Raw genomic sequence first — 14,896 nt, 5'->3', positions numbered from 1 at the left:
GACCTCCCACGTTCAACCCGTTCGCTCAGTGCCTCCCAGCATCCATCACCGAACCGCCATCGTCACGCAGGGGGCGGGTGTCGTCGTTGCTCTGGGCAGGTGATAGTCACGCCGCACGCCCACGCCCCGCCCGATCTCGGCGACCATCGCGGAGGACGGGAGGCGCCGCGATGACGGTCGAGGAACTGCGCAACCGGCACGTCGCCCTGCTGCGCGACCGCCGCGTCGTCGACCACCTCGACCCGCCCCGCGACCACACCGCCCGACGCGCCGGCGGCGGGTCGGGCGGTGGGTCGGGCGGTGGCGACCCGACCGGCGGCGGGCGGTACCACACGTGGACGCGCGTGGCGTCCGAGCCGCTGCCCGGCCGCCTCGCCCGCCTGGCGGAGGTGCGGCTGCGGCCCGCCCCCTACCGGCAGGCCCACCTGCTCGACCGGCAGCGCACCCTCGACGCCCTGCAACCCGAGGTGCTGCACCTCGCCCACGCCGCGGGCACGCCCCTCACCACACCCGTCCTGGCCGGCGTGTTCCCCACCGGCACCCTGGACGCGCTCAGCGTCCCGGTGCCCGGCCACGGCGTCCTCGTGCTGGTCGACACGTCCGCGCTCGACCTGCTCGACGCCGTGCTGACGATCATGACCGCGACGTCGCCCGCCTACGGCACCCCGCCGCTGCTCACCGAGGACCAGGCGACCTACGCGCTGGCCGAGGCCGTCAACGCCCACCTGTACGGCAACGGCGCCGTCCGCGCCCGGCCCCTGCCCGAGCCGACCGGGCAACGGCTCGCCCTCGCCGCGCTCATGGCCCGCCGCGCCACCCAGTTCGTGCTCGCCCACGAGGTCGCGCACGTCCTGGCCGGGCACCTGGTCCACGCCCGCCGCGTCACCGACCCCGACACGCCCGTCGGCCCGCTGGACGCCCTGTCCGTCGGCTGGCCCCGCGAGCACGACGCCGACCGCCTCGCCGCCGACCTCCTGTTCCACACCCTCGACGACTTCGGCCCCCGCGGGCTCGACGTCCACGAACCGTGCCTGGTCGCCGCGGTGCTGCTGGTGCTGTTCCTGCACGAGGTCACCGACCGGCTCGCCGACGAGCTCGGCCTCGCCGTGCCGTTCGCGGGCAACCACCCGCCGGCCGTGCGGCGCGTCCAGTCCCTGGTCGAGCACCTCTCCGGCCGCGTCCGCACCCCGCGGGCGCTGGACCTCGCCGCCGACGTCGCCACCTGGCTGGAGGACCGGCTCGGGGGAGTGCGTCACTGGTTCCGGCAGGTCGCGGACCTGATCGGGTGACGACCTACGTCAGGCGGGTCACGGCGCCCGTGTCGAGCTGGTAGCTCGCCGCCACCACCTTCACCCCGTGGTGCGCCACCGCCGTCCGGATCGTCACCGACCGCTCCAGCATCAGCGACGCCACCCGCTTCGCCTGGTTGTCCACCGCCGCCGCCAGGAACCGCGCCTCGTCCCCGTCCGGCGGCGTCGCCAGCACGGCCGGCTCGATCGAGCGGACCAGCACGCTCACGTCACCCGACACCTGGCCGCGGCCGCGCACCACGTCGATCGTCGCCGACACCGCGCCGCACTTCGCGTGCCCGAGCACCACCACCAGCGGCACGCCCAGGTGCTCCACCGCGTACTCGACGCTGCCCAGCACGCTGTTGTCCAGCACCTCGCCCGCCGAGCGGATCGTGAACAGGTCGCCCAGACCGTGGTCGAACACGAGCTCCGGCGGCACCCGCGAGTCCGCGCAGCCCAGCACCACCGCGAACGGGTGCTGGCCCTCGACCAGCGACTCCCGCCACCGCAGCGACTCGTGCGGGTGGGTCTGGTGACCGGTGACGAACCGGTGGTTGCCGCCCGCGAGCCTGCGCCACGCGCCCTCCGCGTCCAGCGACGTCACCTCCCGCGCCGACGCACCCGCACTCGTCACGGCCGGGGTGCCCGCAACGGTCGGGCTGCCCGCCAGGGCCGGCGCGGGCGCGTCGGCGGCCACCAGGGTCGCCGCCGTGCCCGCCGTGATGCCGAACAGCCGACGCCGCGTCACCGCGGCCGGCTCACCGCTTGATTCACGCACCACCGGAACGTAGCCCCGGCTCGGCCCGCCAGGTGACGCGGGGTCACGGAACTCACAGATCCAGTCACGCAAAGCAACATTCCGCCCAGGTGCGCCCAACCCCGCCCATCCCGCCGCAATGGGTCCTTTTCGGACATCCGACACCCGGCACCGGGGGCCGGCGCGGCGGTGGTCAGCCCATCGGCCGTTCCGGGTAGCCGAACTCGACCGCGCTCACGTCGTCCAACGCCGCCCGGATCGCCGGCGGCAGCGTCAGCTCCTCCGCCGCCAACGACCCCAGCAGCTGCGCCGTGTCCCGCGCGCCCACCACCGGCGCGACCACGCCCGGCCGGTCACGCACCCACGCCAGCGCCACGCACAGCGCGTTCGTGCCCAGCCCGTCCGCCGCCGTCGCCACCGCCTGGACGATCCGCGCCGCCCGTTCCGTGCGGTGCTGCTCCACGTACCCGGCGAAGTGCGCCGACGCGCCCCGCGAGTCCGACGGGGTGCCGTTGCGGTACTTGCCCGTCAGCACGCCGCGGCCCAGCGGCGCCCACGGCAGCAACCCGATCCCGTGGTGCTCCGCGGCGGGCACCACCTCGCGCTCCACGCCCCGCTCCAACAGCGAGTACTCCACCTGCGTCGACACCAGCGGCGTGTGGCCCGGCAGCGCCGCCGCCGTCCCCAGCTGCCAGCCCGAGTAGTTCGACACCCCCGCGTACCGGACCCGGCCCGACGCCACCGCCGTGTCCAGCGCCGACAGCGTCTCCTCCAGCGGCACGTTGCCGTCCCACGCGTGCAGCTGCCACAGGTCGATGTGCTCCACGCCCAGGCGGCGCAGCGACCCGTCCAGCGCGTGCAGCAGCGCGCCCCGCGACGCGCCGCCGCCGAACGGGCCGTCGTTGCGCCGCGCCACCGCCTTCGTCGCGATGACCAGCTCGTCGCGCGGCACCACCTCGCCCAGCAGGCCGCCCAGGATGCGCTCGCTCTCGCCCTCGACGTACACGTCGGCGGTGTCCACCAGCGTGCCGCCCGCCTCGGTGAACGCCAGCAGCTGCGTGGCCGCCTCGTCCGCGTCGGTGTCCCGGCCCCAGGTCATCGTGCCCAGGCCCATCCGGGAGACCCGCAGTCCGCTGCGGCCGAGGTATCGCTGTTCCACGCGGGGGAGCCTAAGGGGTGATCGAGATACCGGCGGGTCGTGGCACGCGCCTGTCAAGCGCGAATCTCGCCCCGATCGGGGCCGATCGGCCGCGGGCCGCCCTGGCACACCAGGTTACCGACCGGTACGGTCCGGGGTGTGCGACTGGGACTGAACCTCGGGTACTGGGGCGCGGGCAACGACGCCGCGAACCTCGAACTGGCCAGGGAAGCCGACCGACTGGGCTACTCGGTGGTGTGGGCCGCCGAGGCCTACGGCTCCGACGCCCCCACGGTCCTGGCGTGGGTGGCCGCGCAGACCGAACGCGTCGACGTCGGCAGCGCGATCCTGCAGATCCCCGCGCGGACGCCGGCGATGACCGCGATGACCGCCGCGACCCTCGACTCGCTGTCCGGCGGCCGGTTCCGGCTCGGCCTCGGCGTGTCCGGTCCCCAGGTGTCGGAGGGCTGGCACGGCGTCCGGTTCGACAAGCCGCTGGGCCGCACCCGCGAGTACGTCGACATCGTCCGCTCCGCCCTGCGCCGCGATCGGCTGCGCTACGAGGGCGAGCACTACACGCTGCCGCTGCCCGACGGCCCCGGCAAGGCCCTCACGCTCACCGTGCACCCGGTGCGCGAGCACATCCCCGTCTACCTCGCCGCCGTCGGCCCGAAGAACGTCGAGCTGGCCGGCGAGATCGCGGACGGGTGGCTCGCCCTGTTCCTGTCGCCCGAGCACTCCGCCGACGTCCTCGCGTCCCTGAAGGCCGGGCGCGCCAAGGCCGGCCGGACGCTCGACGGGTTCGACATCGCCGCCACCGTGCCGCTGGTCGTCGGCGACGACTGGCGCGCGTGCGCCGACGTCGTGCGCCCCTACTCCGCCCTGTACGTCGGCGGCATGGGCAGCCGCCAGAAGAACTTCTACAACGACAACGCCGTCCGCATGGGCTTCGCCGCCGAGGCCGCCGAGGTGCAGGACAAGTACCTCGCCCGGGACTACGAGGGCGCCATGGCCGCGCTGCCCGTGGAGTTCCTCGACGCCACCTCCCTGCTCGGGCCCAAGGAGCGCATCGCCGAACGGATGCGCGCCTACGCCGAAGCGGGGGTCACCACTCTCACCCTTTCGCCCATGCTGCAAGATCTCGAGCAGGGGATCGCCGCGCTGCGCACGGCGACCGAAGCTCTGGATCTGGCAGGAGTGGGTAGTTGAGCTGGTTGCAGGCCCTTGTCCTCGGACTGGTCCAAGGACTGACGGAATTCCTGCCCATTTCCTCGTCGGCGCACGTCAGGATCGTCTCCACACTGTTCTTCGGCAACGACGCGGGCGCGTCGTTCACCGCCGTGATCCAGTTGGGCACCGAGGTCGCGGTGCTGATCTACTTCGCCAAGGACATCGGCAACTTCATCGCGGCCTGGTTCCGCGGGCTGTTCAGCAAGGCCGCGCGGCAGACCGAGGACTACCGGATGGCCTGGTACGTGATCATCGGGTCCATCCCGATCAGCGTGCTCGGCTACCTGTTCAAGGACGAGATCCGGTCGTCGTTCCGGAACCTGTGGATCACCGCCACCGTGCTCGTGGTGTTCGGCATCCTGCTCGGCGTCGCCGACCACTTCGCCCAGCACCTGCGGTCCCGGCTGAAGCTCACCGACGCCGTCGGCATGGGCCTCGCCCAGGCCCTCGCGCTGATCCCCGGCGTGTCCCGCTCCGGCGGCACCCTCACGGCGGGCCTGTTCCTCGGCCTGGACCGGGCGGCCGCCGCCCGCTACTCGTTCCTGCTCGCCCTGCCCGCCGTGTTCGGCGCCGGGATCTTCAGCATCCCCGACGTCCTCGACCGGTCCGCGCCGAACTCCGCGTCCGTGCCGCAGATGATCGTCGCCACGATCGTCGCGTTCGCCGTCGGCTACGCCACCATCGCGTGGCTGCTGCGGTACGTCTCCAAGCACAGCTACTCGGCGTTCGTGTGGTACCGGCTGCTGCTCGGCATCGTCCTGATGGGGCTGCTGTCGATGGGACTGCTCAACCCGACATAGGGTTGGCCCCGTGGCTACCGTGATCTTGCTGCGACACGCCCGGTCCACCGCCAACGGATCGGGCGTCCTCGCGGGCCGCCAACCCGGCGTGCGGCTCTCCGACCGGGGCGAGGACCAGGCCGAGGCGCTCGTCAACCGGCTCGCCGGCGTGCCCGTGAGCGCCGTGGTGACCTCACCGCTGGAACGCTGCCGGCAGACCCTCGCGCCGCTGCTCGCCGAACGCGGCCTCGACCCGGTCGTGGAACCCGACCTCGCCGAGGTCGACTACGGCCAGTGGACCGGCCGCGCCATCAAGGACCTCCTCGAGGAACCGCTGTGGAAGGTCGTGCAGCAGCACCCGTCCGCAGCGGTGTTCCCCGACGGAGAGGGCCTCGCGACCGTCCAGGCCCGCGCCGTGGCCGCCGTCCGGGCGCACGACGCGCGCATCACCGCCGAGCACGGCCCCCGCGCCGTGTGGCTCCTGTGCAGCCACGGTGACGTCATCAAGGCGCTGCTGGCCGACGCGCTCGGCGTGCACCTCGACGGGTTCCAGCGGATCGTGGTCGACCCGGCGTCGGTGTCCGTCGTCCAGTACACCGAGACGCGGCCGTTCGTGCTGCGCGTCAACGACAACGGCGGCGACCTGTCCGGCGTCGTCCCGCACCCCGAGGCGGCGCCGTCGTCCGACGCCGTCGTGGGCGGCACCACCGGCGGCACGGACACGGCGGGGACGACCACCGGGACGGCCGCCGTGAGTGGCGAGACCTCCGAGGGCTCCGACGCCTGACGCCGGCCGGCGGGGGAGACCCGCGATCCGCAGCGGGTGGCCCCCGGACAGTGCAGGGTAGTCCGGGGGCCACGGTGCGCTTGGCCGGGGCGGGCGGCCGCGTGGGACTGATCGTATTGCGGTTAATGCGCAGGTAAATGGCCTCCTACGGGGTGGGCCGCGGACGGCCCCGCAGGGCCCGCAAGGGCCGAATCGCCGGTCTGGCACCGAAAACCGGCTATAACCGCAGCTCAACCTATGTGGAAACACGGCGGAAACACACGGTGGCAAGCGGGCGGACGCGCCAACCCGCTAGCCCGTTCGGCTCCGGCCGGAAGTAGCGCACGTGTTAGAAGTTAACAACCCACCGTGCGCTCTTGATCACAGTCCGAGGCGGGTGACAGCGTTGTCCTCCAAGGGGTTCGCCGTCCGGATGTAGCGGTGCACCGTCCGCGGGTTGGTCCACCGGCCCTGCCGCATGATCTCGCGGTCGCTCGCGCCGCCCAGCGCCGCCTGCGTCGCGAACCCCGCCCGCAGCGAGTGCCCGCCGAACAACGCCGGGTCCAGCCCCGCCCGCAGCGCGTAGCGCTTCACCAGGTCCGACACCGCCCGGTCCGACATCGACCTGCCGCCCAACCGGCCGTGCCGGCTCACCGACGGGAACAGCGGGCCGCGCAGGGCGCCCGGCCGGTAGTCGTGGCAGCGGTGGGTCGACGCCGTGTCGCCCTCGTCCTCCAGCAGCGCGCGCGGGTCCGGCGCGGTCAGCACGTCCACCCAGTCCGCGAACGCGCACACCGGGCACGTCGGCCGCCGCGCGCCGCGGGGCAGCACCACCCGCTGGCGGTGCGCGCCGGTCTGGTCGGTCTTCGTCACGCCCAGCGAGACCAGCAGCAGCGGCTCGTGCGTGCGCGGGTCGACGTCCACGGTCACGTCCTCCAGCGCCACCGCGGCCAGCTCGCTGCGCCGCAACGCGCCCGCGAACCCCACGAGCAGCAGCAAGGCGTCACGGCGGCGCGCCACCCCGGTGGGCCAGCCGGGCGGCGGCCGTTCCGCGAGCAACGCCTCCAGCGTGTTGAGCAGCACCGGGCGCTTGCGCTTCGGCTCGGCCTGCCGGGTGCGGCGGATGCCGCGCAACGTCAGCCGCACCACGTCCGAGCGGGTGGGGGAGGGCAGCCCGCCCGCGGCGTGCACGGCGGCGATCGCGGCGGCCTTGCGCTCCAGGGTCGACGGGCCGAACGCGGGGGAGCCGTCGGCCTTCGTCGTGTCCGCCGCCACCGCCAGGTACACGGCGACGTCCACCGGGTCCGCGGGCAGCGCCACCCGGCCCTCCGCCTCGCACCACGCCGCCCAGCCCACCCAGTCGGAGCGGTAGGCCCGCAGCGTGTTGGGCGACTGGGCCGCCCGCAGGTAGGTGGAGAGGGCGGCGGCCTGCTCGTCGTCGAACCGGCGGCGCACCTGGTCCAGGGCGGCGAAGTCGACCAGGGCGGTGTGCGTGACGCGGCCCAGCTCCGCACGCACCGGCTCGGGCAGGGTCACGTCGTCACCCTAACATTTTCTGCAGGTTAAATAACTTCAGTGTGGACTAAAGGACGTCTTGACCGGGGCCGCTACTATGCGAAACCGTGCGCGCCCTACAACACCCGGACGTGGGAGAGCTGGAACTCTCCGCGGTCCTGAGCGCGCTCGCGGACCCCGTCAGACTGCGGATCGTCGCCGAACTCGCACGATCGGGTGGCATCCACTGCGGGCAGTTCGACGTGCCCGTCAGCATGTCCACGTTGTCGCACCACCTGAAGGTCCTGCGCGAGGCGGGCGTGCTGCGCGTGACGCCGAAGGGCAGCTACCGCACGCACGAACTGCGGCGCGACGAGATGGAACTCCGGTTCCCCGGCGTGCTCGACTCCATCACCCGCGCCATCGGGCCGCCCTGACCGGGCGCGTCACGTCCGGACGAACAGGCAGAACGGGTGGCCCACCGGGTCCAGGTAGACGCGGACGTCGTCCTGCGGCTGGAACTCGGCGAGCGTCGCCCCGACCGACTCCGCGTGTGCGCCCGCGGTCGCCAGGTCGTCCACCTCGACGTCCAGGTGGCACATCATCTGCTGGTCGCCGTCGTGGGCGGGCCAGGTGGGCCTGCGGTAGCGGTCCTCGGTCTGGAACGACAGGCCCGCGCCGCCGTCGGGCGGCACGAGCGTGGCCCAGCCGGGCTCGTCGTCGCCGAGCCGCCAGCCGAGCAGGTCGCGGTAGAAGCGGGCGAGGGCCTGGGCGTCCGGCGCGTCGAGGACGGTCGCGGTCAGCTTCATCACCGGTCGATTTTCACCCCGCCGGGTGGCGTTCGCAGATCATGACGCGCTCCTGTGGACCGTTCGGGTGGCCGGTGTCCCGGTGGTCCCGGCCCGCGGGGTGGCGTCGGCGGGGTCAGGTGATGACGACGGTGTCGCCCGGCCGCGCGACGGGCGCCCCGGCGCGGGTGGTGGCCTCGGCGGTGGTGAGGGTGTGGCCGATGTGGGTGAGCAGCAGCCGGCGGGCGCCCCGGCCCGCGGCGGCCGCGTCCTCGGGGGCGCAGTGGTGCGGCCCGGCGCCGTCCGCTTCGCACAGGAACAGGTCGGCGCCGTCGGCGAGGCGGTCCAGCGCCGGGCACGGGCCGGTGTCGCCCGAGTAGGCGAGGACCGCGTCGCCGTGGGCGGCGCGCAGCCCGAACGCGGGCAGGCCGTGCTCCACGGCGTGGCTGGTGAGGGTGAGGTCGCCGATCTCGGCGCGGTGGCCGTCGTGCAGCTCGTGGACGTCGAACGCGGCGGACGCCGGGTTGGGCGCGGCTCCGGCGAGGAACGCCTCCAGCCGCGCGGCGAGTCCGGGCGGGCCGTAGAGGGGGACGGGTTCGCGTGGGTGTCCGTCGGCGAACAGCAGCGCGTAGTAGTAGGGCAGCAGGTCGGCGGCGTGGTCGGCGTGGGTGTGGGAGATCCAGACGGCGTCGACCAGGTCGGGTCGGTGGTGGCGTTGCAGCGCGGCGAGCGTGCCGGGGCCGGCGTCGACCCACACGGCGGTGTGGTCGGTGCGCAGGAGGTAGCCCGAGCAGGGGTTGTCGGGGCGCGGGTAGGGCGTGGCGGTGCCCAGGACCGTGAGGCGGAAGGTCACGGGTCAGTGTGGCGCAGGACGTGCACGCCCGCCGCGGTTTTCAGGTAGGCCCAGGTGGTGGCGCCGGTGGTGGCGAGGCCGACGTGGGAGGCGGAGGTGCGGGCGAGGTCGTCGGGCAGGGCGACGGGGGTCCAGCCGGCGCCGGTCCAGCGGTGGAAGGCGGGTCGGGTCTCGAAGGAGCGGCGGCCGGCGCGCACGCCCCAGGTCCAGCCGGCGGCGACGCCGTGGACGTTGAGGCGTTCGGTGTCGCCGGGTCCGGGGACGGCGGTCCAGTCGCGGCCGTTCCAGTGGTGCAGGCGCATGCCCTCGGTGTCGCGGACGTGGCCGAGCCAGACGTCGTCGGGTGCGGCGGCGGCGAGGCGGGCGACGTGGCCGCGTTCGAGGCGGGGTGCGGTGACGTCGGTCCACGTGTGGCCGTCCCAGTGGGTGAGGACGGGGTACTCGTAGGTGGCGGGTCCGGCTCCGGCGAGGCCGCCGCCGCCCGCCCACACGTCGTGGGGTGCGGAGGCGGTGACGGTCTGGAGGTTCTCGCGGGCGGAGGACAGGGCGGGGCGCAGGTGCCAGCGGGCGCCGTCGTAGTGGAGTGCGTCGCGTCCGGTGCCGACGATGTGGACGTCGGTGTCACCGACGGCGGTGACGGCTTTTGCCCAGGCGAGGGGCGGGGTGGTGACGGTGTGCCACGAGGCGCCGTCGTAGTGCAGGACGAGGGGGCGGCCGGCGCTGTTGCCGACGGCCCACACGTCGTCGGGTGCGGTGGCGGACACGCCGGAGAGGCTGGCCGCGGCCGGGAGGTCGGGCAGGCGTTCCTCGCGCCAGGTCTCGCCGGTCCAGCTCAGCACCAGTGGCGCCGAGGGTCGGCTGGTGAACACGCCGGTCGTGCCCGCGAGCCACGCGTGGTGCTCACCCGCGGTCGCGAGGTCGGCCAGTGCGGTGCTGGGCGGCAGCACGGGCACCGGCACGGGTCGGAACAAGCGAACTCCCCCTCGATGGTCCCCCCGACTCATCGCATGATCCAGCTCATCTGTCCCGGTGCCGGTTCGCCAGCCGCCGAACGGCGGCTTGTGTTGGCGCAACAGCACGCTCCTGGTCAGGGCGGTCGCTGTGCGTGGTCACCGTCGGCTGGGGTGCCCGCCGCCGTCCGGGTGGTGTTCAGGGGCGGTGTCGGGCGCGTTCTTCGAGGTAGCGGCGTTCGGGGAGGCTGAGGGTGGTGCGGGCGGCGCGGGCGTAGTGGGTGCGGGCCGCGTCGTGGTCGCCGGCGAGGTCGAGGAGGTGGGCGCGGACGGCGTCGACGCGGTGGTGGCCGGTGAGGGCGGGGTCGGTCGCGGCGGCGTCGAGGTCGGCGAGGGCGGTGGCGGGGTCGTGGACCATGGCGGTGGCGACGACGCGGTTGAGGGTGATCATCGGGCCGGGGGTGAGGGTGTGGAGGAGGTCGTAGAGGGCGAGGATCTGGCGCCAGTCGGTGTCGGCGGGGTCGCGGGCCTCGGCGTGGAGGGCGGCGATGGCGGCCTGGAGTTGGTAGGGGCCGACGGCGGTGGTGGCGAGCGCGGTGGTGACGAGGTGGGTGCCTTCGGCGATCTGGTCGGTGTTCCAGAGGGTGCGGTCCTGGTCGGCGAGGGGCACGAGTGAGCCGTCGGGGCGGGTGCGGGCGGGGCGGCGGGCGTCGGTGAGGAGCATGAGGGCGAGGAGGCCGGCGGTTTCGCCGTCGTCGGGCAGTCGGGTGTGGAGTTCGCGGGCGAGGCGGATGGCCTCGTGGCAGAGGTCGACGCGGTGCAGGGTGGCGCCGGAGCTGGCGGTGTGGCCTTCGGTGAAGACGAGGTAGAGGACGTGGCGGACGGCGTCGAGGCGGTCGTCGCGCTGGTCGGCGGGTGGTGGGTGGAAGCGGGCGCCGGTGGCTTTGACGCGTTGCTTGGCGCGGCTGATGCGTTGGGCGACGGTGGGTTCGGGCACGAGGAAGGCGCGGGCGATCTCGGCGGTGGTGAGGCCGCCGACGGCGCGCAGGGTGAGCGCCACGCGTGACGGTGGGGTGAGCGCGGGGTGGCAGCACAGGGTGAGCAGGGTGAGGGTGTCGTCGACGCCGGGTGGGGGTTCGGGGTCGGGTGGGGTGAGGGTGGCGGCGGTGTGCTCGCGTCGGCGGCGGGCGGTGTCGGCGCGCCACAGCTCGATGCGGCGGCGTGACGCGACGGTGATCAGCCAGGCCCTGGGGTTGTCGGGGATGCCGTCGGCGGGCCATTGGGTGGCGGCGGCGAGGAGTGCTTCCTGCACGGCGTCCTCGCAGGCGTCGAAGTCGCCGTGGTGGCGGATGAGCGCGCCGAGGACGTGGGGCGCGTGGTCGCGCAGGAGGCCGGTGATCGCGGCGGGGGTCTGGGTCATGGCGTCGGTCGCAACGGGTTCCCGGTCGGAGGGGTGCTGGTCGGGGAGCGCTGGTCGGGGAGCGCTCGTCGGAGGGGTGCTGGTGAGAGGGTGTCGGTCAGAGGGGGAAGTCGTCGAGGGAGGACAGCACCGGTCGGACTTCCACCAGGCCGAGGTGCGCTTCGGGGACGCGTGCGGCGATCTCGACGGCCCGTTCGGGGGTCTCGCAGTCGAGCAGGAAGAACCCGGCGAGGAGTTCCTTGGCCTCGGCGAACGGTCCGTCGGTGGTGAGGGTCTGGCCGTCGCGGACGGTGACGCGGGTGGTGTGGGAGGGGTCGGCGAGCGCTTCGGAGACGATCAGCTCGCCGGAGGCGGCCAGTTCCTCGTCGAGGGCGGCGTAGGCGTCGAGGCCGGCGGACCGCTCGTCGCGCGACAGCCGGTCCCAGAGCGCGCGGGACTCAGGGTTGCTGTAGATGAGGACGAGGTACTTCACCGGGGCCTCCGAAACAACTGTCCGGCGGGATGTCGAGGACGCGGGTCCAGCTTCTACGTCTCCGGTGGAAGGCGCCCGACGGGGGTGCCCGTGCGGAGAGGAACTCCACCATGGACGAGGACAGCGGTGTGCGTGGGTTGTTGGAGCGGCGTGCGGCGGCGATGCGGGCGGGTGACGCGGAGAGCCTGGCGGCGGACTACCTGCCGGATGCGGTGACGTTCACGTTGGCGCCGCCGTTGCAGCACACGGCGCCGGAGGTGACGGACGCGGACGCGTTGCGGTCGTGGTTCGCGACGTTCGACTCGCCGGTGGACGTGGTGATCCGGGACCTGGAGGTCGTCGAGGAGGGTGATGTGGCGTTCTGCCACAGCCTGAACCGGATGTCGGCGGTGCCGAAGGGCGCGTCGGAGGCGTTCGAGCTGTGGTACCGGCACACGGTGGGCCTGCGCCGGGTGGACGGGGTGTGGCGGATCGCGCACGAGCACGAGTCGACGCCGTTCCACATGGACGGCGGGTTCCGGGCGGCGGTGGACCTGCAGCCGTAACGGCCGTAGCGGGCCGTCGCGGTCGTAACGGCCGTGGCGGGCGTCAGGCGAGGACGAGGGCCAGGGCGTCGAGGGCGGCGCGGTAGGCGTGGTCGGGCGGGCTCCCGTAGCCGACGATCACGCCGTGCCGCGTCGCGGCGGCGGGGTGGTGCCAGTGCTCGGCCAGGGCGCCGAGGGCGACGCCGTGCTCGGCGGCGCGGGCGGTCACGGCGGTCTCGTCGGGGTGTTCGACGAGGACGTGCAGGCCGGCCGAGACGCCGTGCGTGGTGACGCCGTGGGAGGCGAGGTGGTGCAGGCGGCGGACGAGGAGGTCGCGGCGCTTGCGGTAGCGGAGGCGGCGGGCGCGGATGTGCCGGTCGTAGGCGTGGGTGGTGATGAGGTCGGCGAGGGCGAGTTGGCCGATGACCTCGGTGTGGTGGTCGGTGTGGAGCTTGGCGTCCACGACGGCGTCGACGCGGTGGGCGGGCAGGACGAGCCAGCCGAGGCGCACGCCGGGCGCGAGGGTCTTGGAGGCGCTGCCGGCGTAGGCGACGTGGTCGGGTGCGGTGCCCTGCACGGCGCCGAGGGGTTGCCGGTCGTAGCGGAACTCGCCGTCGTAGTCGTCCTCGACGAGCAGCGCGCCGGTGGTGCGGGCCCACGTGGTGAGGGCGTGTCGGCGGGTGGGGTGCAGGGGGACGCCGGTGGGGTACTGGTGGGCGGGGGTGACGACGGCCGCGGCGACGTCGGGTGGGGTGCGGGCGCCGAAGTCGTCGACGGGCAGCGGCACGACGTGGCGGCCGGCGCGGGCGACGACGGCGCGGTGGAACGGGAGGCCGGGGTCCTCCATCGCGAAGGGGCCGTCGGTGACGGTGGCGAGCAGGGACAGCGCCTGCGCGTAGCCGGAGGTGATGACGATGCGGTCGGGGGTGGCCTGGACGCCTCGGGTGCGGCCCAGGTACTCGGCGAGGGCGGTGCGCAGTTCGATGCGTCCGCGTGGGTCGCCGTAGCCGTGCGCGCGGGCGGGTGCGGCGGCGAGGGCGCGGCGGGTGGCGCGCAGCCAGTCGGTGGCGGGGAAGGCGGACACGTCGGGGGAGCCGGGGCGCAGGTCGTGGAGCGGGGTGTGGTCGTCGGGGCCGGTGGCGGCGGGGGTGGTGTGGTCGTGGCGGGGGAGCGGCGCGACCTGGGTGCCCGCGCCGCGTCGGGCGGTGAGGTAGCCCTCGGCGACGAGTTGGTCGTAGGCGGCGGCGACGGTGTTGCGGGCGAGGCCGAGTTCGACGGCGAGGCGGCGGGTGGCGGGCAGGCGTGCGCCGGGGGCGAGGCGGCCGGCGCGGATGGCGTCGCGCAGGGCGTGTTCGAGGCCGGTGCGGCGGCCGGTGGCCGGGTCGAGGTCGAGGTGCAGGTCCACGCCCGAAGTGGCCCAGGTTTGCGACACGGTATCGGACCTTAGCAAGGGGCCAATGGATTTCCGCGTTGTGCCGCGGGACGGTTCGGGTCGCCGCTAGCGTGAGCGGTGCCGGCCGGGCCGGACCGACCGGGACCGGATGGCCGGAACCTTGTGCGCGACCGTCCGGCGGCGCCGAAACCGCGCAGCCGGGGAGAGGACTTCCCGGTGGAGACTGACGACGTGGAGACGAACCTCGTGGAGACCGACACGAACCCGAACACCGCCGGCGCCGGGGCGGGGGTGCTGCGGTCGCTGCACGTCGCCGGCGCGCCGCTGGTGCTGCCGAACGCGTGGGACGCCGCGTCCGCGCGGGTCGTGGTGGACGCCGGCTACCCCGCCGTGGCGACGGCCAGCGCCGCCGTGTCGGCCGCGCTCGGCTACCCGGACGGGCACGGCATGCCGGTCGACGAGGCGTTCGCGGCGGTCCGGCGGATCGCCTCCGCCGTGGACGTGCCGGTGACCGCGGACATCGAGCGCGGGTACGGCCTGCCGCCGGGGGAGATCGTGGCGCGGCTGGCGGAGGCGGGCGCGGTCGGCTGCAACCTGGAGGACTCCGACCCGGCGACCGGGGCGATGGTGGACGTCGCCGAGCAGGCCGACTTCCTCGCCGCGGTGCGCGCCGCCGACCCGGACCTGGTGCTCAACGCGCGGGTGGACGTGCACATCAAGGGCGACAAGTCGCTGGAGGACAGCGTGCGGCGCGCGCTGGCGTACTTCGAGGCGGGCGCGGACTGCGTGTACCCGCTGGGGTTGCCGTCCGACGAGATCGGCCGGTTCGTGGCCGCGGTCGGTGGCCGTCCGGTGAACATCGCGCACGGGCCGGGTTCGCTGACGCCGCCGGAGCTGGGCGCGCTCGGCGTGGCGCGGGTCAGCTTCGGGCCGGGGCTGCACCGGCTGCTCCTGGCGCGGCTGACGGAGCTGGTCACGGACCTGCGCGCGGGCGCCAGCCCTTATCGGGCGCGGCCTGCCGGCAACTAGCTACCGGCAAG

General features: G+C 74.2%; 16 protein-coding genes. 7 read left to right on the top strand and 9 right to left on the bottom strand.

What is annotated here, in order from left to right; translation table 11 throughout:
* Positions 1-170 precede the first annotated feature (170 nt).
* Entirely contained in the window at positions 171-1,289 is a 1,119-nt protein-coding gene (locus ACRAKH_RS17870) for a hypothetical protein (protein ID WP_447009125.1), read from the top strand.
* A gap of 4 nt (positions 1,290-1,293) precedes the next feature.
* Here the strand turns inward: ACRAKH_RS17870 and ACRAKH_RS17865 are convergent, their stop codons facing one another.
* A complete protein-coding gene (locus tag ACRAKH_RS17865; protein ID WP_447009124.1) occupies positions 1,294-2,070 on the bottom strand; it encodes a carbonic anhydrase in 777 nt (258 codons plus the stop codon).
* A 172-nt stretch (positions 2,071-2,242) separates the two neighbouring features.
* The gene (locus ACRAKH_RS17860; RefSeq protein ID WP_380729119.1) at positions 2,243-3,208 is read right to left on the bottom strand and encodes an aldo/keto reductase; all 966 of its coding nucleotides are present in this window, start codon (positions 3,206-3,208) and stop codon (positions 2,243-2,245) included.
* A 138-nt stretch (positions 3,209-3,346) separates the two neighbouring features.
* Between ACRAKH_RS17860 and ACRAKH_RS17855 the strand changes: the two genes are divergently transcribed.
* The 3 genes from ACRAKH_RS17855 to ACRAKH_RS17845 are packed head-to-tail and all read left to right on the top strand — an operon-like array spanning position 3,347 to position 5,983.
* Entirely contained in the window at positions 3,347-4,396 is a 1,050-nt protein-coding gene (locus ACRAKH_RS17855) for an LLM class F420-dependent oxidoreductase (RefSeq protein WP_380729122.1), read from the top strand.
* The gene (locus ACRAKH_RS17850) at positions 4,393-5,217 is read left to right on the top strand and encodes an undecaprenyl-diphosphate phosphatase (RefSeq protein ID WP_380729124.1); all 825 of its coding nucleotides are present in this window, start codon (positions 4,393-4,395) and stop codon (positions 5,215-5,217) included. The genes ACRAKH_RS17855 and ACRAKH_RS17850 overlap by 4 nt, the downstream gene beginning before the upstream one ends.
* A 10-nt stretch (positions 5,218-5,227) precedes the next feature.
* A complete protein-coding gene (locus ACRAKH_RS17845; RefSeq protein ID WP_380729126.1) occupies positions 5,228-5,983 on the top strand; it encodes a histidine phosphatase family protein in 756 nt (251 codons plus the stop codon).
* A gap of 360 nt (positions 5,984-6,343) precedes the next feature.
* Here ACRAKH_RS17845 and ACRAKH_RS17840 read toward each other — a convergent pair whose 3' ends face one another.
* A complete protein-coding gene (locus tag ACRAKH_RS17840) occupies positions 6,344-7,498 on the bottom strand; it encodes a site-specific integrase (protein WP_380729128.1) in 1,155 nt (384 codons plus the stop codon).
* 86 nt (positions 7,499-7,584) lie between these two features.
* Between ACRAKH_RS17840 and ACRAKH_RS17835 the strand changes: the two genes are divergently transcribed.
* Complete coding sequence (locus tag ACRAKH_RS17835) at positions 7,585-7,893, top strand: ArsR/SmtB family transcription factor (protein ID WP_380729130.1); 309 nt, start codon at positions 7,585-7,587, stop codon at positions 7,891-7,893.
* 9 nt (positions 7,894-7,902) lie between these two features.
* On the opposite strand, the gene ACRAKH_RS17830 is transcribed toward ACRAKH_RS17835, so the two are convergent.
* From ACRAKH_RS17830 to ACRAKH_RS17810, 5 genes are all read right to left on the bottom strand, one after another.
* A complete protein-coding gene (locus ACRAKH_RS17830) occupies positions 7,903-8,265 on the bottom strand; it encodes a VOC family protein (RefSeq protein WP_380729132.1) in 363 nt (120 codons plus the stop codon).
* A 115-nt stretch (positions 8,266-8,380) separates the two neighbouring features.
* Positions 8,381-9,097, bottom strand: a complete 717-nt coding sequence (locus tag ACRAKH_RS17825; RefSeq protein WP_447009123.1) for an MBL fold metallo-hydrolase — start codon at positions 9,095-9,097, stop codon at positions 8,381-8,383.
* Positions 9,094-10,068, bottom strand: coding sequence for a hypothetical protein (locus ACRAKH_RS17820; RefSeq protein WP_380727128.1), 975 nt, complete (start codon positions 10,066-10,068; stop codon positions 9,094-9,096). The genes ACRAKH_RS17825 and ACRAKH_RS17820 overlap by 4 nt, the downstream gene beginning before the upstream one ends.
* A gap of 178 nt (positions 10,069-10,246) precedes the next feature.
* Positions 10,247-11,467, bottom strand: coding sequence for an RNA polymerase sigma factor (locus ACRAKH_RS17815; RefSeq protein WP_380727126.1), 1,221 nt, complete (start codon positions 11,465-11,467; stop codon positions 10,247-10,249).
* Between the two features lie 97 nt (positions 11,468-11,564).
* The gene (locus ACRAKH_RS17810) at positions 11,565-11,939 is read right to left on the bottom strand and encodes a YciI family protein (RefSeq protein WP_380727124.1); all 375 of its coding nucleotides are present in this window, start codon (positions 11,937-11,939) and stop codon (positions 11,565-11,567) included.
* A 110-nt stretch (positions 11,940-12,049) separates the two neighbouring features.
* On the opposite strand from ACRAKH_RS17810, the gene ACRAKH_RS17805 reads away from it, so the two are divergent.
* Positions 12,050-12,484: a YybH family protein gene (locus ACRAKH_RS17805; RefSeq protein ID WP_380727122.1), complete on the top strand. Its 435-nt coding sequence runs from the start codon at positions 12,050-12,052 to the stop codon at positions 12,482-12,484.
* A gap of 43 nt (positions 12,485-12,527) precedes the next feature.
* On the opposite strand, the gene pdxR is transcribed toward ACRAKH_RS17805, so the two are convergent.
* Complete coding sequence (gene pdxR / locus ACRAKH_RS17800) at positions 12,528-13,895, bottom strand: MocR-like pyridoxine biosynthesis transcription factor PdxR (protein WP_447009122.1); 1,368 nt, start codon at positions 13,893-13,895, stop codon at positions 12,528-12,530.
* Positions 13,896-14,102: 207 nt separating this feature from the next.
* Here pdxR and ACRAKH_RS17795 point away from each other — a divergent pair, with 207 nt between their 5' ends.
* Positions 14,103-14,885 carry an isocitrate lyase/PEP mutase family protein gene (locus ACRAKH_RS17795; RefSeq protein ID WP_380727132.1) on the top strand — a complete coding sequence of 261 codons (783 nt, stop codon included), beginning with the start codon at positions 14,103-14,105 and terminating at the stop codon, positions 14,883-14,885.
* Positions 14,886-14,896 lie beyond the last annotated feature (11 nt).

It is taken from the genome of Saccharothrix hoggarensis (assembly GCF_052936025.1).
This window is presented reverse-complemented; position numbering and strand designations above follow the sequence as displayed.

Coding starts and splice junctions, on each gene's coding strand:
- ACRAKH_RS17870 (WP_447009125.1), top strand. CDS start 171: ATGACGGTCGAGGAACTGCGCAACCGGCACGTCGCCCTGCTGCGCGAC.
- ACRAKH_RS17830 (WP_380729132.1), bottom strand. CDS start 8,265: ATGAAGCTGACCGCGACCGTCCTCGACGCGCCGGACGCCCAGGCCCTC.
- ACRAKH_RS17815 (WP_380727126.1), bottom strand. CDS start 11,467: ATGACCCAGACCCCCGCCGCGATCACCGGCCTCCTGCGCGACCACGCG.
- ACRAKH_RS17805 (WP_380727122.1), top strand. CDS start 12,050: ATGGACGAGGACAGCGGTGTGCGTGGGTTGTTGGAGCGGCGTGCGGCG.